Raw genomic sequence first — 23,531 nt, 5'->3', positions numbered from 1 at the left:
GGGGGCTCGATGCCCCCGAGGGCGGCTCCTCCGGCCGGCGTCGGACGCCTCCGGCGGGAGTATTTTAGCAAGGAGAAGCAGGCTCAGCCGCGAAACATCCGCAGGGTGGCGAGGCCGGCGTCGGCGAGGTCGAGGAGGCGGGCGAAGTAGTGCTCGCGCGCGGCGAAGGCGCGGCGGCCGCTGCCGGTGAATTCGTCCTCCAGCGCGTCGATCAGCCGGAGCAGGCGGCGGCGGTGGATGCCGAGCGCGGTCTGCACCGGGTCGGCGACGATGCCGGCGAAGGCGGCGGCGAGGGCGCCGGTGAGCATCAGCCCGAGGATCACCGCGCCGGAAAGCCAGGGCGAGGCGGCGGCGGGGAAGAGCCCGTACCACATCGAGCCGAGCAGCCCGCCGAGCGGGAAGGCGGCCAGCGCCGCCTGTTGCGCGAGGATGGCCGCCAGCGCCGGGGCGAGCGAGATCATCCCCGGGGTCAGCGCCTGGAAGGCGATGGCGCCGGCGCCGAGCGTGCCCATGGCGGTGGTCATCTCGGCGACCGCCGCCCGGGCGCCGCTGTATTCGCCCAAAGTACGGGCCACCCGCGCCTCGATCCCCGCCTCCAGCCGCCGGGCGATCAGCGCGCGCAGCGCGGGCTCGGCCAGCATCGCCTCGGCCAGCGCGTCGCGCTCGGAGCGGCCGGCGGCGTCGGCCCAGGGCAGCTGCAGCAGGTCGACGACGATGCGGCGCTCGGTGGCGCGGGCGACATCGGTGGCGAGCAGGATGCGCCGCCGGCCGAGCCAATCGGCGAGCCGGGACCAGCCCGCCTTGCGGGAGGCGAGGGCGGAGAGCCGGGTGAGGATCAGGACCGGGGCCAGCATCACGTTCACCGGGGCGCGCAGGATGTCGAGGCCGAGCGCCTGGCGGTGCAGGCGCAGCGTGCCGCGCAGGCCGAAGGTGCGGGAGACGAAGCCGGGCACCATGGCGCGGCGCGCGGCGAAATAGCCTTGCGCGGCGGCGATCAGGGCGGCGTCGGCGTCGGGAGCAGGCGTCATGGGATTCGCGATCTGGGGCTGGCGCGAAGATGGGGGCGGGCGGGTGTTTCGGCAAGCGGTCGTCGGGCAAGGATGGGACGAGAGCGGCGGCGCGGGTTCGGGATTTGGCAGGTCGGGCGGCGGTGATGCACGGCGGTCGGGAAAGGCCGATCCTCGTGGCCGTGATGGTTCCAAGGGACGTTTCAAATGGTCGCGGGTCGGGCGGGCCGGCCACCCCTCCCGGATAGCGGAGGCATCAGCAAAGGGCCCGATCCTCGGGCTGGAAAGTGCAGCGCTTCGGCTGGGGGATGGAGGGGCGATGAAAAAAGGCTCCGCAATTTCTCGCGGAGCCCCGAATCGTCGCTGTAAAAGCGATCAGCCCAGCAGGGCCTTGGCCTTGGCCACGGTCGCTTCGACGGTGATGCCGAACTCGGCATAGAGCCGTTCCGCCGGGGCCGAGGCGCCGAAGCCGGTCATGCCGATGAAGGCTTCCTTGCCCTCGCGGCCGCGCTCGCCCAGCAGCCAGCGGTCCCAGCCGCCGAGACGCACCGCCGCCTCGATGCCGATCCGCACCGGACCGGCCGGCAGCACCTTGCGGCGATAGGCCTCGTCCTGCTGCGCGAAGAGCTCCATGCAGGGCATGGAGACGACGCGGCAACCGATGCCCTCGGCCTCGAGCGCCTCGCGCGCCTTCACCGCGATCTCGACCTCGGAGCCGGTGGCGATCAGGATCACCTGACGCTTGGCGGTCGCGTCCTCGAGCACATAGGCGCCCTGGGCGGTGAGGTTCTTCGAGGTATGCGTCTTGCGCACCGGCATCAGGTTCTGCCGCGACAGCGCCATCACCGAAGGCGTCGCCTTGGAGCTCAGCGCGATCTCCCAGGCTTCGGCGGTCTCCACCAGATCGGCGGGGCGGAACACCATGGTGTTCGGCGTCGCGCGGCTGATCGCCAGATGCTCGACCGGCTGGTGGGTCGGGCCATCCTCGCCCAGACCGATGGAGTCATGCGTCATCACATAGACCACCGGCGCATGCATCAGCGCCGAGAGCCGCATCGCCGGGCGGGCATAGTCGGTGAAGCACATGAAGGTGCCGCCATAGGGGCGCAGGCCCCCGTGCAGCGCGATGCCGTTCATCGCCGCCGCCATGCCATGCTCGCGGATGCCGTAATAGACGTAACGGCCCTTGCGGTTGATCGGGTCGAAGACGCCGAGATCGGCGGTCTTGGTGTTGTTCGAGCCGGTGAGGTCGGCCGAGCCGCCCAGCGTCTCGGTCATCACCGGGTTCACCACTTCCAGCACCATCTCGGAGGCGCGGCGGGTGGCGACCTTGGGCGCGGTCTCCACGGCCTGTTTCTTCATCGCGCGGATGACGGCGGCAAGCTTGGCCGGAGCCTCGCAGGAGAACTGGCGCTGGAAGAGCTGCTGCTTGGAATCGGAGAGCGCGGCGAAGCGGGCCTCCCATTCCTTGCGGGTTTCCGCCCCGCGCGAGCCGATGGCTTCCCAGGCGGATTTCACCTCCTTCGGGATCTCGAAGGCGGGGTAGTCCCAGCCGTAAGCCGCCTTGGTGTCGGCGATCAGCTTGGCGTCGGTCAGCGCGCCATGGCCTTTCGACGTGTCCTGCGCCGAGGAGCCGAGCGCGATATGGGTCTTGCAGGCGATGAAAGCCGGTTTCGCCGAAGCCTTCGCCTCGGTCAGAGCGCGGTCGATGTCGGCCGGATCATGGCCGTCGCATTCGAACGTGTCCCAGCCCGAGGCGGCGAAACGCGCGATCTGGTCGGTGCGGTCCGAGAGCGAGACCTTGCCGTCGATGGTGATGCCATTGTTGTCCCACATCACGATCAGCCGCGACAGCTCGTGCCGGCCGGCAAGGCCGATGGCCTCCTGGCTGACGCCCTCCATCAGGCAGCCGTCGCCGGCGATGACATAGGTGTGGTGGTCGATGATCTTGGCGCCCCAGCGGGCGCGCAGCGATTCCTCGGCGATGGCGAATCCGACCGCCATGGCGATGCCCTGGCCGAGCGGGCCGGTCGTCGTCTCGATCGCCTTGGCTAGGAAGTTCTCCGGGTGGCCCGCGGTCTTGCCGCCCCACTGGCGGAAATTCTTCAGCTGCTCGATCGGGAATTCCGCGTCGCCGGTCAGGTGCAGCAGGGAATAGATCAGCATCGAGCCGTGGCCGGCCGAGAGGATGAACCGGTCGCGGTTCGGCCAGTCGGGCTGCGAGGCGTCGAAGTTCAGGTGCTTTTCGTAAAGCACGGTGGCCACGTCGGCCATGCCCATCGGCATGCCGGAATGGCCGGAATTGGCCGCCGCCACCGCATCGAGCGTGAGGGTGCGAATGGCGCAGGCCTTCTTCCAGTGATCGGGGTGCTGGGCGCGCAGGCTGGCTATATCCAAGGCAATTCTCCGCTATTGCTATCCAGAGGTGCAGCTTTGACAGGTTGCGCACCGTTGCCAACGGTGCATAACAGCCCGTGCGGCAAGATCAAGCGCGCCGGGACGATCCTCATGCCAAAGGGGGGCGCAATCGGGTTTTGCTTTGGGTTAAGATCGTCAAAACGCCGGGCGAACACGATTCGCGCGACAATAAGCCGCTATTTCCTTCATCCGGCGGAGGAAGGAGGAAGCGGATCAGGCGGGGCGACAGACCCGGCGAAGACAGGAAAGGCACGAGACCATGCAGGAGATGGCGGAACTGGAGCGCAGGATCACTGCGGCCCTGGAACGGATCGGCGCCGGGCTGGAGGGGCTGACCTCGGTCGCGGCGCTGGCGGAACCGGCGGAGAACCCGCTGCAGGCCGAGCTCGACGACGAGAAGATGGCCAATGCCCAGCTGACCGAGCGGCTGCGGGCGGTGAAGGAACGCGACGCGGCGACCATCGCCCGGCTCGAGGCGCAGGTCGAGAAGATGACCCGCCAGCTCGACGCCCAGGGGCTGGAGCTGCAGCGGATGCGCAAGACCACGATCCAGCTGCGCGAGCATCTGCGCAGCCTGCGCACGGCGCAGAGCGAGAACGTCGCCGAGCCGCATCTGGTGAACAAGACCATGCTGGCCGAGCTGGAGGCGTTGCGCGCCACGCGGCTGAGCGAGATGGCCGAGATGGACGAGATCCTCTCGGAACTGACCCCGCTGATCGAGGAGGCCCGCGCCGATGCCTGACCTGAGCATTACCATCGGCGGCAAGTCCTTCGAGGTGGCCTGCCAACCGGGCGAGGAGCCCTTCCTGCGCTCCGCCGCCGCCATGCTGGACGCCGAGGCGCAACCGCTGGTTACCCAGATGGGCCGGATGACGGAATCGCGGCTGCTGCTGATGTCGGGGCTGATGCTGGCCGACCGCACCGCGGCGCTGGAGGAGGAGCTGCGCCAGGTGAAGGCGCAGCTGGCCGAGATCGAGACCCGGCCGAAGCCGCCGCCGGAGCGGATCGAGGTGCCTGTGGTGCCGCCCGCGGTGAAGGAGGCCCTGGCCGAGATCGCCGCCCGGGCCGAGGCGACCGCCGAAGCGGTGGAAGAGCGCGCCCGCGGCTGAGCCCGGACCGGCCGGGGGGAGCCGCGCTTGGGGGCATCGAGCCCCCGCGCGCGGCGCTGCCGCGGAGGGATGGCGACCCGGGCGCCTGCGGCGGACGGCGGATGCCTCCGGCGGGAGTATTTGCGCAAGGAGAAGCCGGGGCGAGGGAAGGGGGCCGGGGCTGAGTCCGGCCCGCCCGGTGGGAGCCGCGCTTGGGGGCATCGAGCCCCCGCGCGCGGCGCTGCCGCGGACGGATGGCGGCCCGGGCGCCTGCGGCGGACGGCGGACGCCTCCGGCGGGAGTATTTGCGCAAGGAGAAGCCGGGGCGAGGGAAGGGGCCGGGGTTGAGCCCGGCCCGCGGGTCAGTAGCTGTCGCCGCCCTGCTGCCAGGGTTTCACCAGATTGCCGAAGCGGGTGAAACGGCCCTCGAAGCTCAGCTCGACCGAGCCGATCGGCCCGTGGCGCTGCTTGCCGATGACGACTTCGGCCTTGCCATGGACCTGCTCCATCAGCTGCTGCCACTGCGCCATCTTTTCCATCTCGTGATCGCCGGGTTTCTCGCGCTCGCGGTAATATTCCTCGCGGAACACGAACATCACCACGTCGGCGTCCTGCTCGATCGAGCCCGATTCCCGGAGGTCGCTCAGCTGCGGCCGCTTGTCGTCGCGGCTTTCCACGGCGCGGCTCAGCTGCGACAGGGCGATGACCGGGATGTTCAGCTCCTTGGCGATGGCCTTCAGGCCCTGGGTGATCTCGGAGACCTCGTTCACCCGGTTGTCGCCCTTGCCGGTGCCCTTCAGCAGCTGCAGATAGTCCACCATCAGCACGTCGAGCCCATGGGTGCGCTTCAGCCGCCGGGCCCGCGCCGCGACCTGGCTGATCGGCAGGGCCGGGGTGTCGTCGATGTAGAGCGGGCAGGTCTCCAGCGCTTTCGCCGCCTCGACGAAGCGGCGGAACTCGGCCTCGGTCATGTCGCCGCGGCGGATCTGCTCGGAAGGCACTTCCGAGGCTTCCGACAGGATCCGCGCCGCCAGCTGTTCGGCGCTCATCTCCAGGCTGAAGAAGCCGACCACCCCGCCTTCCACCGCGCCCTCGTGCCCCTCGTGGGTGATGCCGCGCTTGTAGGCCTTGGCCACGTTGAAGGCGATGTTGGTGGCGAGCGAGGTCTTGCCCATCGACGGACGCCCGGCGAGGATCAGAAGGTCGGACGGGTGGAGGCCACCGAGCTTCTTGTCGAGATCCACGAGGCCGGTGGAGATGCCCGCCAGACCGCCGTCCCGTTGATAGGCGGCGTTGGCCACGTTGACCGCATCGGTCACCGCCTTGAGGAAGCTCTGGAAGCCGCGCTCGGCATGGCCCTGCTCGCCCAGCTTGTAGAGCCGCTGCTCGGCCTCGACGATCTGCTCCTTCGGCTCCGAGGCGACATCGACCTTCGCCGCCTTGGCCGAGATGTCGCGCCCGAGTGCGATCAGCTCGCGCCGCACCGCGAGGTCGTAGATCATCTGCGCATAGTCGCGCGCCGCGAAGGAGGAAATCGCGGCCCCGGCCAGACGCACCAGATAGGAGGGCCCGCCGAGCTCCTTCAGACCCGCGTCATCCTCGAGGAAGCCCTTCAGCGTCACCGGCGAGGCCAGCGCGTTCTTCTGGATCCGCGCCGCGGCGATCTCGAAGATCCGGCTGTGCACCGGATCGTAGAAATGCTCGGCCCGGATCACCGAGGCGATGCGGTCGAAGATGTCGTTGTTGGTCAGGATCGCGCCCAAGAGCTGCTGTTCGGCCTCGATGTTGTGCGGCAGCGTATCGGGAACCGTCTCCGGCGCCGTGTCGCGCAATGCCCTGACCTCGTTCATCCTGCCATCCTCTTCATTGCCGGCGTCGCTTGAACGGACGCCCTGATCTCGCGGCCCCTGCATACAGGCTTCCGGCCCGGAGCGGCAGGGGGGACGAGTTTGTGGATAACCCCGCATTAGGGCTGTGGGCAAGCTGTGGAAAAGCCCGGCCCGATACCGAGCCTACCATATCTGGCGGGACGCGTGGGCGAAAAACACCGTCCCTCGCGATTCTTCCCTTTGCGCCGTGGCGGCTTGTCCCCAGGCCCGGCGCGGCCCTCTCAGCCCTTCGGGGCCGGGTCGGCCGGTTTCCGCGCGTCCTGCCAGGCCCGCGGCGCCGAGAGGAAACTCTCCACCTCGGCGAGCGTCGCCGCGTCGAAGGCGCCCGAGGCGCGGGCTTCGGCCAGCACATCCCACCAGGTGCAGAGGTGGTGCAGCGTCACCCCGTGATCGGCGAGCTTGCCTACCGTCTCGGGGAAGATGCCGTAGTAGAAGATCACCGCCGTATGGGCGCAGCTCGCCCCGGTCTCGCGGATCGCATCGACGAAGCTCAGCTTCGAGCCGCCGTCGGTGGTCAGGTCCTCGACCAGCAGCACCCGCTGTCCCTCGGTCATCGCCCCCTCGATCCGGGCGTTGCGGCCATAGCCCTTGGGCTTCTTGCGCACATAGGCCATCGGCAGCGCCATGCGCTCGGCCACGAGGGCCGCAAAGGGAATGCCCGCGGTCTCGCCGCCGGCGATGTTGTCGAAAGCCTCGAAGCCCGCATCGCGCATCACCGTCACCGTCAGGAAATCCATCAGCGTCGAGCGGATGCGCGGATAGGAGATCAGCTTGCGGCAGTCGATATAGGTCGGCGAGGGCAGGCGGGAGGCCAGGGTGAAGGGCTCGGCGGCGTTGAAATGCACCGCCTTGATCTCCAGCAGCATGCGCGCGGTGAGCCGGGCGATCTCTTCGCGGGGCGGGAAGGAGGTGGGGATCATGCGCAGTCCTTTGCAGCTTCATCTTCGTCGAAATATCCCCGCCGGAGGCTCCGACGGCAGCGTCCGGCGCTCCGGTTGCGGGTCTTCCCCGGCAGGGCCGTCCGAGGGGGCTCGATGCCCCCGAGGACGGCGCCCCCGGTCAGGCCTCGACGCGCCAGTGGAGCGGGAAGCCCGGGTCGAACAGCGTCACCGGGCCGGCCCCGGTCAGGATCTTTTCCGGCATCGCCTGCACCGCGCCGCGGCTCAGGGTGATCCGCGCCTCGTTCACCGGCAGGCGGTAGAAGCCCGGGCCGTTCAGCGAGACGAAGGCCTCGAGCCGGTCGAGAGCGGCTTCCTGCTCGAACACATGGGCGAGGATCGCCATGGTGTTCGTCGCGGTGAAGCAGCCGGCGCAGCCGCAGGCATGTTCCTTCAGCGCATCGACATGCGGGGCGGAATCGGTGCCGAGGAAGAACGAGGCCTCGCCCGAGGTCGCGGCGGCGCGCAGCGCCTGCCGGTGCGTCTCGCGCTTGGCCACCGGCAGGCAGTAGTAATGCGGCCGTATGCCGCCGGCGAGGATGTGGTTGCGGTTGATCACCAGATGATGCGTGGTGATCGTGCCGGCGATGTCCGGTCCGCCGCCGCGCACATAGTCCACGCCCTGCGAGGTGGTCACATGCTCCAGCACCACGCGCAGCCCGGGCGTGGCGCGGCGCAGCGGGTCGAGCACCGTGTCGAGGAACACCGCCTCGCGGTCGAAGATGTCGACCTCGGGGCTGGTCACCTCGCCATGCAGGCAGAGCGGCAGGCCGATCTCGGCCATCCGCTCCAGCACGCCGCGCACCTTGTCGAAATCGCGCACCCCGGAGGCCGAATTGGTCGTGGCCCCGGCGGGATAGAGCTTCACCGCCTTCACCAGGCCCGAGGCCGCGGCCTCAGCCACATCCTCCGGATCGGTGGTTTCGGTGAGATAGAGCGTCATCAGCGGCTCGAAAGCGGCACCCTCGGGCAGGGCCGCGAGGATGCGCTCACGGTAGGCCATGGCCTGCGCCGCGGTCACCACCGGCGGCACGAGGTTCGGCATGATGATGGCGCGGGCGAAATGCCGCGTCGTTTCCGGCAGCACGGCTTGCAGCATCGCGCCATCGCGCAGATGCAGGTGCCAGTCGTCGGGGCGGCGGATCGTGAGGCTCTGGGTCATGCCCTCGCGCCTAAAGCATCAGGACGGGATTTTCCAGAGATCTCGTGCGGTCCGGGCCGCGACGCGCGCGCCTCTGGCAAATCCGCGGCAATTGGTGTTCTCTGCGCCCGACCCAATGGTGAATGGTGATCCGATGCGACGTCTTGCCTGTCTCTGCCTGCCGCTTCTCGCCGGCCCCGCCCTTGCGCAGCAGGTCGACTGCAAGTCGCCGAAGTATCAGGTCGAGATGACCTTCTGCGCCGAACAGTCCTGGATCGCCGCCGACGAGGAGCTGAACGTCGCCTTCCGCACGGCGCGCGACGCGATGCGCAAGATCGATTCCGCCCTGCCGGTCGAGCAGAAGGGGGCCGAGACCCAGCTGCGCGACGCGCAGCGCGCCTGGATCACCTTCCGCGACGCGACCTGCGCCGCCGAGGGCTACAGCTATCACGGCGGCTCGGCCGAGCCGATGGTGATCTACAGCTGCCGCGCCCGGGTGACCAAGGCCCGCGCGCTCGACCTCTGGGCGATGACCGCGCTGCCGGGCTGAGCGGCGGTCTTTGCAGGGCGGACCCGCGACCTTGGTCGCAAGGCGGCAGCCGCCGCTTGACCCGGCGCCGCGACGAAGCCACCTTGGCCGGAGCCCGCAAAGGAGCCGCCTTGACCGCTTTGCCCCCCTCGATCGACGCCGTGGAACAGATGCTGGCCAGCGAGGGCTATGTCAGCAACCGGGCGCTGGCGACGGTGGTCTTCCTCGCCCTGAAGCTCGGCCGCCCGCTGTTCCTCGAGGGCGAGGCGGGGGTGGGCAAGACCGAGATCGCCAAGGCGATCTCCGCCGCGCTCGGACGGCGGCTGATCCGGCTGCAATGCTACGAGGGGCTGGATTCGGCCTCGGCGGTCTACGAGTGGAACTTCGCCGCGCAGATGATCGCGATCCGCACCACCGAAGCTTCGGGCAGCGCCGACCGCGATGCGCTGAAAGCGGAACTCTTCACCGAGGACTACCTGATCGAGCGCCCGCTGCTGCAGGCGATGCGCCCGCAGGCCGGTGGCGCGCCGGTGCTGCTGATCGACGAGCTCGACCGCACCGACGAGCCCTTCGAGGCCTTCCTGCTGGAGGCGCTGTCGGATTTCCAGGTGACGATCCCGGAACTCGGGACGATCCGCGCGCCGGAGCCGCCGATCGTCATCCTCACCTCCAACCGCACCCGCGAGGTGCATGACGCGCTGAAGCGCCGCTGTCTCTATCACTGGGTGGATTACCCCAGTTTCCAGCGCGAGCTCGACATCCTGCACGCCCGCGCACCCGAGGCGCAGGCGGTGCTCAGCCGCGAGATCGTCGCCTTCGTCCAGCGCCTGCGCCGGGAGGACCTGTTCAAGAAGCCCGGCGTGGCCGAGACCATCGACTGGGCGAAATGCCTGCTGGCGCTCGACGTGATCCAGCTGTCGCCCGAGGTGATCTCGGACACGCTGGGCGCGATCCTGAAATATCAGGACGATATCCAGAAGCTGCAGGGCTCCGAGGCCAAGCGCCTGCTCGACGAGGCCCGCCGCGATCTTGCAACGGCATGATCTTGGAAGAACCGCCTTCCCTTCATCTTGGCCTAAATATCCTTGTTGGTGTCCGGGGTGCCAAGCAGCCCCCCCGGCGCTTCCGCTAGAGCCGCCGCATGCAGTTCCCGGACCTCGCCCTCCCCGAAGACGGCAAGCTCGGCCAGAACATCCTCTGGTTCGCCCGGGCCCTACGCAAGGCGGGGCTGCCGATCGGGCCGGGGCGGGTGGTCGATGCGATCCGGGCGGTGGAGGCGGCGGGCTTCACCCGGCGCGAGGATTTCTTCTGGACACTGCACGCCTGTTTCGTCAGCCGCCCCGAGCATCGCGCGGTCTTCGCGCAGGTGTTCCGGCTCTATTGGCGCGATCCGCAATTCCTCGAGCAGATGATGTCGCTCCTGATGCCGCAGGTCCGCGGCACGCAGGAGGACCGCCGCGCCGACCCGGCCGAGAAGCGCGCTGCCGAGGCGCTGCTCGACGGCGTGCATCGCGAGGAGGAGGATCGCGAGACCGAGGCGCCGGATCGCGTCGAGATCGACGCCTCGCAGACGGCGGCGCGCGAGGAGCGGCTGAAGACGCTCGACTTCGAGCAGATGAGCACCGCCGAGATCGCCGAGGCCAAGCGCATGCTGGCGCAGCTGGCGCTGCCGGTCCGGCCGATCCGCTCGCGCCGGGCGCAGGCCTCGGCCACGGGGCGGCAGCCGGACGGGCGGCGGACGCTGCAGCTCGCGCTGCGGCAGGGCGGCGAGATCACCCGCATCGCCCGGAAGGAACCGAAGCAGCGCTGGCCGAACCTCGTAGTGATCTGCGACATCTCCGGCTCGATGTCGCAATATTCGCGGCTGGTGCTGCATTTCGTCCATGCCGTCGCCAACCGCAAGGGGCAGGGCTGGGCGCGGGTGCATGGTTTCACCTTCGGCACGCGGCTGACCAACATCACCCGGCACCTGCGACAGCGCGATGTCGATGCGGCGCTGGCGGCGGCCGGGGCCGAGGCGCAGGACTGGTCGGGCGGCACGCGGATCGGCGCCTGCCTGCGCAGCTTCAACCGCGACTGGTCGCGCCGGGTGCTGGGGCAGGGCGCGGTGGTGCTGTTGATCACCGACGGGCTCGACCGCGACGACGGCGGGCTGCTGGCGGCCGAGATGGAGCGGCTGCATCTTTCGGCGCGGCGGCTGATCTGGCTGAACCCCCTGCTGCGCTGGGAAGGCTTCGCGCCCAAGGCCGGCGGCATCCGCGCCATGCTGCCGCATGTCGACAGCTTCCGCTCCAGCCATTCCATCGCCTCGCTGGAGGCGCTGGGGCAGGCGCTGTCCGCCGCCGGGGACAGCGGCGAGAAGGCGCGGCTGATGCGGCTGATGCGGGAGGGCTGAGCGTTTTCCCGACCAGCTTCTGCTGCTGCTCAGGGAACGAACCCCGGCGCCTCGCGTTTGTGCAGTGACGACGCTCCGCCCGGGCCATTTCGGGTATCGCCACAAGAGGACGCCATTATGAAAAATCGCTTTCTGACCGCCACCGCCGCCCTGTCGGTCGCGCTTGCCGCCATGCAGCCGCTGCCGATGCTGGCGCAGGACACGCCGAGCCCGGAAAACTGCACCCCCGGCGAGGGCGACTGCCCGCCGGAAGCCGCGCCGCAGGCGGAACAGGAAAGCGAGGCCCCGGCCGCCGAGGAGGCCGCCCCCGCCGAGGAGCCGGCAGAGGAAGCCCAGCCCGAGGCCGAGGCCGCCGAGCCTGTAGTGGAAGAGCCGATTGCTGAAGAGCCCGCTGCCGAAGAGCCGGCCGCTGCGCCTGAGGAAGCCCCCGCCGAAGTGACACCGGAAGCGGCCGTGGCTCCGACCACGGAAGAAGAGGCTGCTCCGGCCGAAGAACCTGCTGCCGAGGAGCCGGCTGCCGATGCTGCCCCTGCCGAGGAACCCGCTGCAGAGGAGCCCGCCGCCGAGGTGGATGCCGAAGTGCAGGGCGAGGCCGAGGCCGAAAGCCCGGCGGCGCTGGAAGAGAGCCTGCGTCAGCTCGAAGCCGAGGAAGCTGCCCCCGAGGTGACGGAAGAGGCTGCGCCCGAGGCCACCGAAGAAGCTGCTCCCGCGGAAGCGACCGAGGCTGAACCGACGAGCCCGGACGCCGCTGCCGATGAGGCCGAAGACACCAGCCCCGAGGCTCTAGCCGAGCGCCTGCGTCAGGTGGAAGAGGAAGACGCGGCTGCCGACGCCGCGACCGAGGAGACCGCTCCCGAGACTGACGCCGCGGATGCCGCTGCCGATGCTGAAGCCGAGCCGACCGACGCGCCGCAGACCCTAGAGGAGCGCCTGCAGACCGAGGGCGAGGCCGATGCGGCTGCGGACACCGAAGCTGACGCTACCACGGAGACCGATGCAGGCACGGACAGCGAAGCCGATGCGGCCACGGAGACTGATGCGGCCACGGACACCGACGCCGCTGCCGAGGAAGGCGCGACCGCCGATGACGCGGTGGCCGACGAAGCTCAGGCAGAGGACGCAGCGACCGAAGAGCCCGCCGCCGACGCTGAGGCCAATGTGGAGGCCGACGCCAATGTCGAGGCCACGGCCGAGCCGCAGGACACCCAGCCCAGCGAGGAGGCCGTCGAGACCCTCGGCAACCTGCTCACCGAAGGCGATGACGCCGAACCGGCGGCGGTCGAAGCCGGCCGCAGCGAAGGCGAGACCGACGAGAACGCCGGCCAGCTGATCGAGCGTCTGGTCACCGAGACCGATGCCCGCTCCAGCAGCGAGGAGTTCAGCAATCAGGTGACCGAGCGCAGCTCGAACGACGACGATGATGACGACGGGCTGAGCGATCTGCAGAAGTTCGGCCTGCTGGCCCTTGGCGGTCTCGCGGTCGGGGCGCTGCTGAACAACGGCGACGAGGTCGTGGCGAACACCGGCGACCGCGTGGTCGTGCAGCAGGCCGACGGCACCTATACCGTGCTGAAGGACGACGACACGCTGATCCGCCGCCCGGGCAGCGAGGTGCAGACCCGCACCTACAACGACGGCTCCACCGAATCGGTGGTGCTGCGTCAGGACGGCAGCCGGATCGTCACCATCCGCGACGCCTCGGGCCGCGTGCTGCGCCGCACCCGGGTCGGCCAGGACGGCCAGGAGGTCTATCTGATCAACGACATGACCCCCTACGAGCGGGTGGATGTCTCGCAGCTGCCGCAGCCGCGTCCCGAGCTGCGGCTCTCGACCCGCGACGGTTCGCTGCGCGAATCGCTCGACCGGCTGGAACGTCGTGACAGCGCCGAGACCGACCGTCGCTTCAGCCTGCGTCAGGTGCGCGAATATCGCGAGGTCCGCGACCTGGCCCCGAGCATCGACATCGAAGGCGTGAACTTCAACACCGGCTCGGCGGCCATCGGCGAGGCCGAAGCCCGCAAGCTGTCGGAGCTCGGCAACGCCATCGCCGACCTGATCGCCGAGCGTCCGAACGAGGTGGTGCTGATCGAGGGCCATACCGACGCCGTCGGCTCGGCCGCGTCGAACCTGGCGCTCTCCGACCGTCGCGCGGAATCGGTGGCGCTCGCCCTGACCGAGTATTTCGACGTGCCGCCGGAGAACCTCGTGGTGCAGGGCTATGGCGAGAGCGATCTCGTGGTGAACACCGAAGGGGCCTCGCGCGAGAACCGGCGCGCCACTGCCCGGATCATCACGCCGCTGCTGGAGCAGGCCGCCAACCGCTGATCGCGGATGAAGACAGCAGACGCCGCGGACCCCTGGTCCGCGGCGTTTCGCATGGCGCCAAAGCACACTGGTCCCGCGCCCTGCGCCGTCGCATAGTGCCGCCGAGGAGACAGCCGATGACCCGCGCCCCGCATGACAGCATCCCCGAAATCGCCCTCGACTGGCATCGCGACGGCCGCGGCGCCGTGCTGGCCACGGTGCTGGAAACCTGGGGCTCGGCCCCGCGCGCCGCGGGGAGCCAGCTCGCCGTCTCGGGCGAGGCCGAGATCATGGGCTCGGTCTCCGGCGGCTGCGTCGAGGGCGCGGTGGTGGCCGAGGCGCTGGAGGCGCTGGCCGACGGCCGGCCGCGCCTCATGAGCTTCGGCGTCAGTGATGACGAGGCCTTTGCCGTCGGCCTCGCCTGCGGCGGCACGATCCGGGTGCTGGTCGAGCCGGTGGGCGCGGCGCTGCCGGAGCCGCTGCTGGCCGGGCTGGTCGAGGCCCGCGCCGCGCGCCGCCCGGTGGCGCTCATGGTGCATCCGGAGCGCTGGGAGCGTCGCCTCGCCGGGGTGGAGGAGCCGGCGGTGGCGAGCCGGCTGCGCTCGGACCGCTCGGGGATGGAAGAGGACGGCTGGTTCATAGGCCTGCACAACCCGCCGCTGCGGCTGGTGGTGGTGGGGGCGGTGCATATCGCCCAGCCGCTGGTGCAGATGGCGCGGCTGGCCGGCTACGACCCGGTGCTGATCGACCCGCGCGCCGCCTTCGGCTCGGCCGCGCGCTTTCCCGGCGAGCGGATCCTCGAGGACTGGCCGGACGAGGCGATGGCGGCGCTGGATCCGGACAGCCGCACCGCCGTCGTCACCCTGACCCATGACCCCAAGCTCGACGACCCGGCGATCCTCGCGACCCTCGCAACACCGGCCTTCTACCTCGGCTGCCTCGGCTCGACCCGCACCCATGCAAAGCGGCTGGACCGGCTGCGGGCGGCGGGTGTGGCGGAGCCGGACATCGCCCGGATCCACGCCCCGGTCGGGCTCGACATCGGCGCGAAGACCCCGGCGGAGATCGCGGTCTCGGTGCTGGCGCAGATCACCCAAGTGCTGAGGCAGGGCTGATGCGCTTCGGCCCCGTGCCGCTGGCCGAGGCGGAGGGCGCGATCCTCGCCCATTCGCTGGCGCTGGAGGGCGGCCGGCTGCGCAAGGGCCTAGTGTTGACGGCGGAGGATCTGGCGCGGATCGCCGACGCGGGTTTCGCGAGCGTCACCGTCGCCCGGCTCGACCCCGGCGATGTGGCCGAGGACGCCGCCGCCGCCCGGCTCGCCGCGGCGCTGGCCCCCGACCCGCAGGCCGCGCATCTGCGCCGCTCCGACGCCTTCACCGGCCGGGTGAACCTGCACGCGGTCGGGCCGGGCATCGTGGCGCTGGACGCGGGCCGGGTGCATGCGCTGAACCGGATCGACCCGGCGATCACCCTCGCCACGCTGCCGCCGCATGCAAGGGTCGCCGCCGGCACGCTGGTCGGGACGGTGAAGATCATCAGCTACGGGGTCGAGGCCTCGGCGCTGGCCGCGGCCGAGGCGGTGGGCCGGGCGGCGATCCGGGTGCTGCCGGTGGTGCGGCGCTCGGCTGGGTTGCTGTTGACCGAGTCGCCGGGGCAGGAGCCGAAGCTCGCCGCCAAGGGCCGGCGCGCCGTGGAGGCGCGGCTCGCGGCGCTGGGGATGACGCTGGCCGGGGTGATGACCACTGCGCATGACGCTGCCGCGATGGCGGCGGCGCTGGCGGCGCTGCCGGGGGAGATGTTGCTGATCCTCACCGGTTCGGCCACCTCGGATCTGTTCGACACCGGGCCGGAGGCGGTGCGCGCGGCAGGGGGGAGCGTCGCGCGTTTCGGCATGCCGGTGGATCCGGGCAACCTGCTGTTCCATGGCCGGATCGGTCAGCGCCCGGTCATCGGCCTGCCGGGCTGCGCCCGCTCGCCGGCGCTGAACGGGGCGGATTGGGTGCTGGAACGGCTGGCCTGCGGGCTGGAGCTCACGGATGACGACATCGCGGCAATGGGGGTCGGCGGGCTGCTGAAGGAGATCCCGACGCGACCACAGCCGCGCGAAGCTCGCGATCGGAGAGGCTGAATTTTCTGCGAAAATTCGTGTTACGCGTTTTCTGCGAAAACGCCGGTTCCGATCTTTCGCAGAAAGATCGTGTGGCGCAGTCTTCGCAGAAGACTGCGCCGGGACTGCGGGCCCCGGGCTATGCCGGAGCCTGCCGGCCTCACTTCGGGCCGATCATCATCACCATCTGACGGCCCTCGAGCCGCGGGAAGGATTCCACCTTGCCGGCGTCGGCCTCGCCCACATCGGCGGCGACGCGGTTCAGGAGTTCCAGCCCGAGCTCCTGGTGCGCCATCTCGCGACCGCGGAAGCGGAGCGTGACCTTCACCTTGTCGCCCTCTTCGAGGAACTTCAGCACCGAGCGCATCTTCACGTCATAGTCATGCGTGTCGGTGCCCGGGCGGAACTTGATTTCCTTGATCTCGATGATGTGCTGCTTCTTGCGGGCCTCGGCCTCACGCTTCTGCTGCTCATACTTGAACTTGCCGAAATCCATGATCTTGCAGACCGGCGGTTCCGCATTCGGCGAAATCTCGACCAGATCGAGCCCGGCCTCCTCGGCCATCTGCATGGCGCGGGCGGGGGTCACGATGCCGACGTTTTCGCCATCCGCGCCGATCAGGCGGATCTCGTTCGAGCGGATGCGGTCGTTCACACGGGGGCCCGTATCGCGTTGCGGCGGGGCGTTGTGGGGTCTGCGGGCTATGGTGGCGTTCCTTGTGTCATTTCCGGGTCTGGTGCTGCAAAATAGAGGCTACGGCCCCGTGATTCAACCGGATTCGGGCCTGCCCTCGGATCGGGCGCCGCGCAGGACGATGCGGAAGGCCGGCGCCCGGCTTTTCCCGGGGCCCGATCTCTGCCATGCAGGGACGAAGCCATCCCGCGGGGAGGGCAAAGAGGAGATTATTCCATGAACAAGGGTCTGATCGTCGCGATCGTGGTGATCCTCGCGGCTGCCGCGGGCTATTATCAGTTCGGCTATTTGCCGCAGCAGCGCGCCGCCGAAGAGGCCGCGGCGCAGGTCGCGGCCGATGAGGAAGCCGCCGCTGCCGCAAGGACCGAAGCCGAGGCCGCCGCGGCAGCCGCCGCCGAGGAGGCCGCCGACGCAGCCGAGGCGACCGAGGCCGATGCGGCGAGCGCCGCCGCCGATGCCGCCGCCGCTGCCGATTTCGCCACCGAGGCCGCCTCCGACGCCGCGGCCGCCGCGGCTGCCGCCGTCAACAACGCGGCTGAGGCTGGCAGCGAGGCCGCGGCCGATGCCGCCGACGCCGCCACCAGCGCCGCCGACCGGGCCGCTGCCGCAGCGACCGCCGCCAGCAACGACGCTGCGGAAGCGGTCGGCAATCTGCTGCCGGCCGACCTGCTGACCGTCGAGAATTTCGACATCGACCGGGTGAATACGCTGATCGACGAGTCCGATTTGAACCCGGCCGTCAAAGGCACGCTGAAATCGGCGGTCGCCGCCGCCGCCTCGACGCCGGAACTGCTGGGCCCGGCGCTGGACCGGGTGCGGACCGCGCTGGGTCTCTGAGCCTCCGAAAGGCAGAAGGCCGCGCGGAGCGATCCGCGCGGCCTTTTGCGTTGCTGACTGCCGTCAGATGCCGTCGCCGACGAAGGCCTTTTCCACCACATATTCCAGCGGTTCGGAATTGGCGCCCTCGCGCAGCCCGAAGCCTTCGAGCACCGCCTTCACATCGACGTTGAACTGCAGCGAGCCGCAGACCATGGCGCGATCCTCCGCCGTGTTCATCGGCGGGATGCCGAGATCGGCGAAGACCTTGCCAGAGGTCAGGTTGTCGGTGATCCGGCCCATGCGGTCGGAGGGCTCGCGCGTCGTGGTCGGGTAGTAGAACAGCTTGCCCTCGACCATCTCGCCGATCAGCGGATCGTTCTGCAGACCCTCGACCAGTTGCCGGCCATATTCCAGCTCCGCCGTCTCGCGGCAGGTGTGCATCATGATGACCTGATCGTAGCGCTCGTAGGTCTCGGGGTCGCGCATCAGCGAGGCGAAGGGGGCGAGGCCCGTGCCGGTCGCGAGGAACCAGAGCCGCTTGCCGGGCAGGAGCGCGTCGAGCACCAGCGTTCCAACGGGTTTCGGGCGCAGGATGATCTGGTCGCCGGGCTGGATGTGCTGCAGCCGCGAGGTCAGCGGGCCGTCCGGCACCTTGATCGAGTAGAACTCCAGCTCTTCGTCCCAGTTGGGCGAGGCGATGGAATAGGCGCGCAGCAGGGGCTTGCCGCGCTCGTCCTGCAGGCCGATCATGACGAACTCGCCCGAGCGGAAGCGCAGCGATTGCGGACGGGTGACGCGGAAGGAGAACAGACGGTCCGTCCAATGCTGCACCGAGGTCACGGTCTGCGCGTCGGGCAGGGTCTTCACGATGGTGGCTGGCTGGTTCATTTTGCAGTCCTGTCTATCCGCACCCTTGGTAAGCCGTCGCGGGATGCGGGGGAAGCCGGAATTCAGGCCTTAAGGTGCGACTGATAGTCATGCTTTTGCCAGTCGGCGCGGAACAGCCATTGCTCTTCCGGCTGACGGGCGGCGAGATCCTCGGGGATTTCCACCTCGTCGAAACCCGAGCGGCGGGCCATGGCGTATTGGTCCGCCAGCAGCGGGCCATGGGCGCGCAGCCGCCCGGTGTAGCCCATCCGGCGCAGCCGTTGCGCAAGGCTGAAGCCGCGCCCGTCGCTGAAGCTGGGGAAGGCGATGCGGATCAGCTGCAGCGCGCCGAGCTGGTTGCCGAGCGCCGCCGGATCGGCGGTGTTGCTCAGATCGACGGCGCCGTTGTGATTGGCCAGATCGTCGAGCGGAACGATCGGGGCGGTGAAATCCTCGGGCGCGAAGCCCGCGTCGGTCACGATCACGCTCATGCGGCGCTCTCCTGTGTCACGGGGCCGCGCACGGCTTTCCCGTTGATAAAATGAATGCCGCATTCGGTTTTCTGGCTGCCGCGCCAACGGCCTGCGCGCGGATCTTCACCTTCCGCGACCGGGCTGGTGCAGGGTTCGCAGCCGATGCTCGGGTAGCCCTTGGCGACCAGAGGATGCCGCGGCAGGTTGTTGTTGGCGATATAGTCTTCCAGATCCTCGCGGCCCCAATGCGCCAGGGGGTTCACCTTGATGCGGCGGTCTTCCTCGGATTCGAAGAATTCCACCTCGGCGCGGGTGTTGCCCTGGTAGCGCTTGCGCCCGGTGATCCAGCCGTCGAAGGTCTTCAGCGCCCGTTCCAGCGGCTCCACCTTGCGCACCGCGCAGCAGGCGTCGGTGTTGAACTGGTTCAGCGTGCCGTCGGGATCCTCGAAATTCACCCGCGGCTGCGTGGCGCGGATGGTGCGCACGTCGCAGAGGTTCAGCGTGTCGGCGAGCTGGCGCTGGTAGTCCAGCGTCTCGCGGAACAGCATGCGGGTGTCGATGAACAGCACAGGCGTCTCGGGTGCGATGACCGAGACGAGGTGCAGAAGCACGACCGATTCCGCCCCGAAGGACGAGACCAGAGCCACCCGGCCAAGGTCCGCATCCTTCAAGGCATGTTCCAGCACCGCGGTCGCGCCGTGGTGCCGGTAGCGGCTGTTCAGTGCGGAAACGCGATCCGCAACCGAGCCTGAGGGAAAATCACGCGGCATCCTGCTGGCCTTCCGCCTCGTAGAGCGCGGCCTTGAACGGAGCGAGCCCAAGGCGGCGGTAGGTTTCGAGGAAGGTCTCCTCCGGCTCGGCCCGCACCTTGAGATAGGCGCCGATCAGCCGTTCGATGGCCGGAACGATCTCGTCATAGGCAAAGCCGGGGCCGGTCTTCTCGCCGACGACCGCCGTTTCGGTGCCGTCGCCGCCGAGCGTGATCTGGTAATTCTCCACCCCGGCGCGGTCGAGGCCGAGAATGCCGATGTGGCCGACGTGATGGTGACCGCAGGCATTGATGCAGCCCGAGATCTTGATCTTCAGGGGGCCGATCTCGTGCTCCAGCTTCAGCTCGTCGAAACGGGTGGCGATCTGCTGCGCCACCGGGATCGAGCGGGCCGTCGCCAGCGCGCAGTAATCCATCCCGGGGCAGGCGATGATGTCGGAGATCAGCCCGACATTGGCCGTGGCGAGGCCGGCCTGCGCGAGGGTCGCGTGAACGGCGGGCAGGTCCGACTTGTGGACATGCGGCAGGATCACGTTCTGCTCGTGGCTGATGCGCAGCTCGGAATGGCCGTAGCGTTCGGCCAGATCGGCCATGGTGCGCATCTGGTCCGCCGTGGCGTCGCCCGGCGTCGCGCCATGCGCCTTGAGGCTGATGGTGACGATGGCGTAGTCGGGATGGCGATGGGCGGCGAGGTTGGTGTCGGCCCAGGAGCGGAACACCGGGTCGGCGTTGTAGAAGGCGTCATAGCCATCGGTCGCCGCCTCGCGGAAGGCGGGCGGGGCGAAGGCGGCCTCGATCTGGGCCAGAAGCGCGTCGTTCTGGCCGCCCCAGACCGGCAGGATCTCGGCGAAACGCTGTTCGATCAGCGCGGTGATCTCGTCCAGACCTGTCTCGTGCACGAGGATCTTGATCCGTGCCTTGTACTTGTTGTCGCGCCGGCCAAGCTGGTTGTAGACGCTGAGGATCGCCTCGACGTAAGGCAGCAGCTCCGCCTTGGGCAGGAACTCCCGCACCACGCGGCCGATCATCGGGGTCCGGCCCAGACCGCCGCCGACGATCACCTCGAAGCCGGGCTCGCCTGCGCCATTGCGCACCATGCGCAGGCCGATGTCATGCGCCTTGGTCACGGCGCGGTCGTTGGGCGAGCCGGTGACGGCGATCTTGAACTTCCGCGGCAGGAACTGGAACTCCGGATGGTCGGTGGACCATTGGCGCAGCAGCTCGGCAATCGGGCGCGGGTCTTCGATCTCGTCGGCGGCAGCTCCGGCGAAATGATCGGCGGTCACGTTGCGCACGCAGTTGCCCGAAGTCTGGATGGCATGCATCTCGACATCGGCCAGCGCCGAGAGGATGGCGGGCACGTCGGGCAGCTTCGGCCAGTTGAACTGGATGTTCTGCCGGGTGGTGAAATGGCCGTAGCCACGATCCCAGGTCTCGGCGATCATCGCCAGCTGGCGCATCTGATGCGGGTTGATCGTGCCATAGGGAATGGCCACGCGCAGCATGTAGGCATGCAGCTGCAGATAGAGGCCGTTCATCAGGCGGAGCGGCTTGAATTCGTCCTCGGTCAGGGACCCGTCGATCCGCCGCTCGACCTGCTGGCTGAACTGCGCCACGCGGGAGCGGACGAAGGCCTCGTCGAAATCGGTGTAGCTGTACATCTGGCTGCCTTTCGTCGGAGGGAAGGGGCGCGTTTACTGCGCGGCTTCTTCCTGCTTGCCGTGGAAATAGTTGGAGGGACCGCGGGTGCGGAACTCCTCGCGGAAATGGGTCGGCTCGGGGCCGTCGGGGCCGCGCTTGGCATCGGCCAGATAGGCGCCGACGATCACCGACTTCTGCGCCGCCGCATGCAGCAGGCGCATCTGGGCATGGGCCTCGTCCTCGATCAGCTCGGCCTCGTGATGCTGGCGGCTCCAGCGGTCATCGGCGGTGAGATAGACCACGTCGCCCTCGAGCAGGGCATTGGCGGTGACGACCTTGGGGATATAGGGGCGGCTCATGCGAGGGCTTCCTTCAACTGAGGCAGGGCGAGCGCGGCGCGGCGGGGCGCGAGGCCGTAAAGCAGGATGGCGGGGCCAGACAGGGCGGCGGCGGCTTCGGGCAGGGTCTGCAGCGTGGCGGCGACGATGCGCTCGTCGGCGCGGCTGGCGTTCTCGACCAGTGTCACCGGGGTGTCGGCCCCGGCCCCGTGCATCATCAGCCGGCCCTGGATGAAGCGGGAGGATTTCTTGCCCATGTAGATCGCGGCGACCTCGCCCTTGCGGGCAAGCCCCGCCCAATCCTGTTCGGCAAAGCCGGCCATGTCATGCCCGGTGAGGATGCGCAGCGCGGCGTTGCGGCCGCGCTTGGTCAGCGACTGGCCGATGGAGGCGGCAGCGGCGGCGGCGGAGGTGAGGCCCGGCAGGATCGACCACTCGATCCCGGCCTCGTCCAGCGCGTCGATCTCCTCGTCAAGCCGGCCGAAGATACCCGAGTCGCCCGATTTCAACCGCACCACCCGCGCGCCCGTCTGGGCATGACCGGTGATCAGCGCATGGATCGCCGATTGTGGAGTCGAGGGGCCGAAACCCTCCTTGCCGACATCGACGCGCATCGCCTGCACCGGGATCAGCGCGAGGATCTCGGGCCCGACGAGGCGGTCGTGGATCACCACATCGGCGGTCTGCAGCGCGCGGAAGGCGCCAAGCGTCAGATGGTCTGCCGCACCGGGGCCCGCGCCGACGAAGGTCACGGTGCCGGCGCTGAGGGTCTGGGCTTGGGTCATCGGGGCGGGTCCGCTGCTGGGGTTGGTTGCCCTGAATATAGGAGATTTTCCTGCGCCAGGGCCATCCGCCCTTGCAGATAAGGATGATTGTTCCATATTAGCCGCCGCTTGGAACAGGGGTTCCGGATCAGGGGAGTTTCGCGGAATGGCAGTCCGGCTGGACGAGATGGACAGGAAAATCCTCGGCGAATTGCAGGAGGACGCGGCGCAGTCGCTCGACGAGATCGCCCGCAAGGTGGGCTCGTCGAAGACCCCGGTCTGGAATCGCATCCGCCGGATGAAGGAGGCCGGGGTGATCCTGCGCCAGACCGCGCTGCTCGACGCCGAGGCGCTGGGGCTGGAGGCCTGCTTCTTCGTGCTGATCCGCACCAGCGAGCATGAGGCCGACTGGCAGCGCAAGTTTCTCAAGGCGCTGCGGGAACGCCCCGAGGTGCTGGAGGCGCATCGGCTGGCGGGGGACATCGACTACATCCTCAAGGTGCGCGTCGCCAACGCGCGGGCCTATGACACGTTTTACCAGGCCCTGATAAGCGAGGTGCGTATCTACAATGTGACGGCGCTGCTCTCGATGGAGGAGATCAAGGCCACGACGGTATTGCCCTTGTGAGACGCCCGGGGCTCTGCCCCCGGCGCGGCCACGGGCCGCACGTTCCTCGCTGAAACCCTGCTACCAACAGGGTTTCCGGGGCTCGTCACCCCCGGGATACTTGGGCCAGGATGAATCAGGTGACCATCAGGCGTTCCAGACCGCGGAAGTGGTAGGTGTTGGCGTAACGGGGCTTGCCTATGAGGCGCAGCCCGGGGCGGCGGGCGAAGAGGACGGGGAGGGCGGCAGCCATCTCCAGCCGGGCGAGGGGGGCGCCGAGGCAGAAGTGCAGACCAGCGCTGAAGCTCAGATGCGCCTTCTCGGGGCGCGCGGGCAGGAAGCGCTGCGGCTGGTGCCAGGCCCCCGGGTCACGGTTGGCAGCGGCCAGGAGCAGCGCCACCTCGCTGCCGGCGCGGAAGCTCTGGCCCATGATCTCGGCATCGGCATAGACGTAGCGCTTGAAGAGATGCAGCGGCGGGTCGTAGCGCAGCAGCTCCTCCACGGTCGCGCCGATCTGCGGCGGCGACAGCGCCTCGGGCGGGGTTTCGGTTTCCAGCAGCGTCTTCACCGCATTGCCGATCGCATGCACGGCCGCCTCGTGGCCCGCGTTCAGGATCAGGATGCAGGTGGCGATCACCTCGTCGGTCGAGAGCCGCTCGCCCTCGGCCTCGGCCTGGATCAGATGGGTCAGCAGATCGTCGGCGGGGCGGCGACGGCGCGCGCCGATGTAGAGCCGCAGGAAC

At 69.2% G+C, this 23,531-nt stretch carries 23 protein-coding genes; 10 read left to right on the top strand and 13 right to left on the bottom strand.

Translation table 11 applies throughout. From position 1 onward, the window contains the following. Window positions 1-83 precede the first annotated feature (83 nt). Window positions 84-1,028 (bottom strand): DUF6635 family protein, encoded by a 945-nt coding sequence (locus tag C5F48_RS10935; RefSeq protein WP_107663947.1) that lies wholly within the window; start codon window positions 1,026-1,028, stop codon window positions 84-86. Window positions 1,029-1,382: 354 nt separating this feature from the next. After that, window positions 1,383-3,404 (bottom strand): transketolase, encoded by a 2,022-nt coding sequence (gene tkt / locus C5F48_RS10930; protein ID WP_107663946.1) that lies wholly within the window; start codon window positions 3,402-3,404, stop codon window positions 1,383-1,385. A 280-nt stretch (window positions 3,405-3,684) separates the two neighbouring features. Between tkt and C5F48_RS10925 the strand changes: the two genes are divergently transcribed. Both C5F48_RS10925 and C5F48_RS10920 read left to right on the top strand, forming a co-directional pair. After that, window positions 3,685-4,167, top strand: coding sequence for a hypothetical protein (locus C5F48_RS10925; RefSeq protein ID WP_107663945.1), 483 nt, complete (start codon window positions 3,685-3,687; stop codon window positions 4,165-4,167). Next, on the top strand, window positions 4,160-4,534 hold the full coding sequence (locus C5F48_RS10920; RefSeq protein WP_107663944.1) for a cell division protein ZapA: 375 nt from the start codon (window positions 4,160-4,162) through the stop codon (window positions 4,532-4,534). The genes C5F48_RS10925 and C5F48_RS10920 overlap by 8 nt, the downstream gene beginning before the upstream one ends. Window positions 4,535-4,875: 341 nt before the next feature. Here the strand turns inward: C5F48_RS10920 and C5F48_RS10915 are convergent, their stop codons facing one another. The 3 genes from C5F48_RS10915 to pyrC all read right to left on the bottom strand — a co-directional run bounded on the left by C5F48_RS10915 (window position 4,876) and on the right by pyrC (window position 8,502). Continuing rightward, window positions 4,876-6,363: a replicative DNA helicase gene (locus C5F48_RS10915; RefSeq protein WP_107663943.1), complete on the bottom strand. Its 1,488-nt coding sequence runs from the start codon at window positions 6,361-6,363 to the stop codon at window positions 4,876-4,878. Between the two features lie 260 nt (window positions 6,364-6,623). Further along, the gene (locus C5F48_RS10910) at window positions 6,624-7,322 is read right to left on the bottom strand and encodes an orotate phosphoribosyltransferase (protein ID WP_107663942.1); all 699 of its coding nucleotides are present in this window, start codon (window positions 7,320-7,322) and stop codon (window positions 6,624-6,626) included. Window positions 7,323-7,461: 139 nt separating this feature from the next. Then, window positions 7,462-8,502, bottom strand: a complete 1,041-nt coding sequence (gene pyrC, locus C5F48_RS10905) for a dihydroorotase (RefSeq protein ID WP_107663941.1) — start codon at window positions 8,500-8,502, stop codon at window positions 7,462-7,464. Between the two features lie 133 nt (window positions 8,503-8,635). Here pyrC and C5F48_RS10900 point away from each other — a divergent pair, with 133 nt between their 5' ends. From C5F48_RS10900 to C5F48_RS10875, 6 genes are all read left to right on the top strand, one after another. After that, on the top strand, window positions 8,636-9,031 hold the full coding sequence (locus C5F48_RS10900; RefSeq protein WP_170139557.1) for a lysozyme inhibitor LprI family protein: 396 nt from the start codon (window positions 8,636-8,638) through the stop codon (window positions 9,029-9,031). A gap of 149 nt (window positions 9,032-9,180) precedes the next feature. Beyond that, on the top strand, window positions 9,181-10,053 hold the full coding sequence (locus C5F48_RS10895; RefSeq protein ID WP_107663958.1) for an AAA family ATPase: 873 nt from the start codon (window positions 9,181-9,183) through the stop codon (window positions 10,051-10,053). 98 nt (window positions 10,054-10,151) lie between these two features. After that, window positions 10,152-11,405 (top strand): vWA domain-containing protein, encoded by a 1,254-nt coding sequence (locus C5F48_RS10890; protein WP_107663939.1) that lies wholly within the window; start codon window positions 10,152-10,154, stop codon window positions 11,403-11,405. 117 nt (window positions 11,406-11,522) lie between these two features. After that, window positions 11,523-13,730, top strand: coding sequence for an OmpA family protein (locus C5F48_RS10885; protein WP_107663938.1), 2,208 nt, complete (start codon window positions 11,523-11,525; stop codon window positions 13,728-13,730). Window positions 13,731-13,846: 116 nt separating this feature from the next. Continuing rightward, window positions 13,847-14,824 (top strand): XdhC family protein, encoded by a 978-nt coding sequence (locus tag C5F48_RS10880; protein WP_107663937.1) that lies wholly within the window; start codon window positions 13,847-13,849, stop codon window positions 14,822-14,824. After that, window positions 14,824-15,837 carry a molybdopterin-binding protein gene (locus C5F48_RS10875; protein ID WP_107663936.1) on the top strand — a complete coding sequence of 338 codons (1,014 nt, stop codon included), beginning with the start codon at window positions 14,824-14,826 and terminating at the stop codon, window positions 15,835-15,837. The genes C5F48_RS10880 and C5F48_RS10875 overlap by 1 nt, the downstream gene beginning before the upstream one ends. Window positions 15,838-15,976: 139 nt before the next feature. Here C5F48_RS10875 and infC read toward each other — a convergent pair whose 3' ends face one another. Further along, window positions 15,977-16,471: a translation initiation factor IF-3 gene (infC, locus tag C5F48_RS10870; RefSeq protein WP_245941293.1), complete on the bottom strand. Its 495-nt coding sequence runs from the start codon at window positions 16,469-16,471 to the stop codon at window positions 15,977-15,979. 255 nt (window positions 16,472-16,726) lie between these two features. Here infC and C5F48_RS10865 point away from each other — a divergent pair, with 255 nt between their 5' ends. Further along, window positions 16,727-17,347 carry a hypothetical protein gene (locus C5F48_RS10865; protein WP_107663934.1) on the top strand — a complete coding sequence of 207 codons (621 nt, stop codon included), beginning with the start codon at window positions 16,727-16,729 and terminating at the stop codon, window positions 17,345-17,347. A gap of 63 nt (window positions 17,348-17,410) precedes the next feature. Here the strand turns inward: C5F48_RS10865 and C5F48_RS10860 are convergent, their stop codons facing one another. From C5F48_RS10860 to cobA, 6 genes are all read right to left on the bottom strand, one after another. Continuing rightward, window positions 17,411-18,217 carry a ferredoxin--NADP reductase gene (locus C5F48_RS10860; protein ID WP_107663933.1) on the bottom strand — a complete coding sequence of 269 codons (807 nt, stop codon included), beginning with the start codon at window positions 18,215-18,217 and terminating at the stop codon, window positions 17,411-17,413. Between the two features lie 62 nt (window positions 18,218-18,279). Continuing rightward, window positions 18,280-18,687 (bottom strand): DUF934 domain-containing protein, encoded by a 408-nt coding sequence (locus C5F48_RS10855; RefSeq protein ID WP_107663932.1) that lies wholly within the window; start codon window positions 18,685-18,687, stop codon window positions 18,280-18,282. Further along, on the bottom strand, window positions 18,684-19,439 hold the full coding sequence (locus C5F48_RS10850) for a phosphoadenylyl-sulfate reductase (protein WP_107663931.1): 756 nt from the start codon (window positions 19,437-19,439) through the stop codon (window positions 18,684-18,686). The genes C5F48_RS10855 and C5F48_RS10850 overlap by 4 nt, the downstream gene beginning before the upstream one ends. Next, on the bottom strand, window positions 19,429-21,099 hold the full coding sequence (locus C5F48_RS10845) for a nitrite/sulfite reductase (RefSeq protein ID WP_107663930.1): 1,671 nt from the start codon (window positions 21,097-21,099) through the stop codon (window positions 19,429-19,431). The genes C5F48_RS10850 and C5F48_RS10845 overlap by 11 nt, the downstream gene beginning before the upstream one ends. 33 nt (window positions 21,100-21,132) lie before the next feature. After that, the gene (locus C5F48_RS10840; RefSeq protein WP_107663929.1) at window positions 21,133-21,438 is read right to left on the bottom strand and encodes a DUF2849 domain-containing protein; all 306 of its coding nucleotides are present in this window, start codon (window positions 21,436-21,438) and stop codon (window positions 21,133-21,135) included. After that, complete coding sequence (cobA, locus tag C5F48_RS10835) at window positions 21,435-22,202, bottom strand: uroporphyrinogen-III C-methyltransferase (protein WP_107663928.1); 768 nt, start codon at window positions 22,200-22,202, stop codon at window positions 21,435-21,437. Before cobA ends, C5F48_RS10840 begins: the two co-directional genes overlap by 4 nt. A gap of 145 nt (window positions 22,203-22,347) precedes the next feature. Here cobA and C5F48_RS10830 point away from each other — a divergent pair, with 145 nt between their 5' ends. Beyond that, on the top strand, window positions 22,348-22,809 hold the full coding sequence (locus tag C5F48_RS10830) for an Lrp/AsnC family transcriptional regulator (protein ID WP_107663927.1): 462 nt from the start codon (window positions 22,348-22,350) through the stop codon (window positions 22,807-22,809). Window positions 22,810-22,924: 115 nt separating this feature from the next. Here C5F48_RS10830 and C5F48_RS10825 read toward each other — a convergent pair. Next, the coding region (locus tag C5F48_RS10825) for a cytochrome P450 (protein WP_146170581.1) at window positions 22,925-23,531 on the bottom strand (607 nt) is incomplete at its 5' end.

Source organism: Cereibacter changlensis JA139, assembly GCF_003034985.1.
Classification (GTDB): domain Bacteria; phylum Pseudomonadota; class Alphaproteobacteria; order Rhodobacterales; family Rhodobacteraceae; genus Cereibacter; species Cereibacter changlensis.
The sequence above is the reverse complement of the archived record's forward strand: the minus strand, read 5'-3'. Positions and strand labels throughout refer to the sequence as shown.

Bases quoted from the DNA above. Each gene is read 5' to 3' on its own strand.
- C5F48_RS10865 (WP_107663934.1), top strand. From the start codon at position 16,727: ATGAACAAGGGTCTGATCGTCGCGATCGTGGTGATCCTCGCGGCTGCC.
- C5F48_RS10880 (WP_107663937.1), top strand. From the start codon at position 13,847: ATGACCCGCGCCCCGCATGACAGCATCCCCGAAATCGCCCTCGACTGG.
- C5F48_RS10920 (WP_107663944.1), top strand. From the start codon at position 4,160: ATGCCTGACCTGAGCATTACCATCGGCGGCAAGTCCTTCGAGGTGGCC.
- C5F48_RS10830 (WP_107663927.1), top strand. From the start codon at position 22,348: ATGGCAGTCCGGCTGGACGAGATGGACAGGAAAATCCTCGGCGAATTG.
- pyrC (WP_107663941.1), bottom strand. From the start codon at position 8,502: ATGACCCAGAGCCTCACGATCCGCCGCCCCGACGACTGGCACCTGCAT.
- C5F48_RS10885 (WP_107663938.1), top strand. From the start codon at position 11,523: ATGAAAAATCGCTTTCTGACCGCCACCGCCGCCCTGTCGGTCGCGCTT.
- C5F48_RS10875 (WP_107663936.1), top strand. From the start codon at position 14,824: ATGCGCTTCGGCCCCGTGCCGCTGGCCGAGGCGGAGGGCGCGATCCTC.
- C5F48_RS10855 (WP_107663932.1), bottom strand. From the start codon at position 18,687: ATGAGCGTGATCGTGACCGACGCGGGCTTCGCGCCCGAGGATTTCACC.
- C5F48_RS10845 (WP_107663930.1), bottom strand. From the start codon at position 21,099: ATGTACAGCTACACCGATTTCGACGAGGCCTTCGTCCGCTCCCGCGTG.
- C5F48_RS10850 (WP_107663931.1), bottom strand. From the start codon at position 19,439: ATGCCGCGTGATTTTCCCTCAGGCTCGGTTGCGGATCGCGTTTCCGCA.
- C5F48_RS10910 (WP_107663942.1), bottom strand. From the start codon at position 7,322: ATGATCCCCACCTCCTTCCCGCCCCGCGAAGAGATCGCCCGGCTCACC.
- C5F48_RS10890 (WP_107663939.1), top strand. From the start codon at position 10,152: ATGCAGTTCCCGGACCTCGCCCTCCCCGAAGACGGCAAGCTCGGCCAG.
- C5F48_RS10860 (WP_107663933.1), bottom strand. From the start codon at position 18,217: ATGAACCAGCCAGCCACCATCGTGAAGACCCTGCCCGACGCGCAGACC.
- C5F48_RS10900 (WP_170139557.1), top strand. From the start codon at position 8,636: ATGCGACGTCTTGCCTGTCTCTGCCTGCCGCTTCTCGCCGGCCCCGCC.
- C5F48_RS10925 (WP_107663945.1), top strand. From the start codon at position 3,685: ATGCAGGAGATGGCGGAACTGGAGCGCAGGATCACTGCGGCCCTGGAA.
- cobA (WP_107663928.1), bottom strand. From the start codon at position 22,202: ATGACCCAAGCCCAGACCCTCAGCGCCGGCACCGTGACCTTCGTCGGC.
- C5F48_RS10840 (WP_107663929.1), bottom strand. From the start codon at position 21,438: ATGAGCCGCCCCTATATCCCCAAGGTCGTCACCGCCAATGCCCTGCTC.
- C5F48_RS10895 (WP_107663958.1), top strand. From the start codon at position 9,181: ATGCTGGCCAGCGAGGGCTATGTCAGCAACCGGGCGCTGGCGACGGTG.
- C5F48_RS10915 (WP_107663943.1), bottom strand. From the start codon at position 6,363: ATGAACGAGGTCAGGGCATTGCGCGACACGGCGCCGGAGACGGTTCCC.
- C5F48_RS10935 (WP_107663947.1), bottom strand. From the start codon at position 1,028: ATGACGCCTGCTCCCGACGCCGACGCCGCCCTGATCGCCGCCGCGCAA.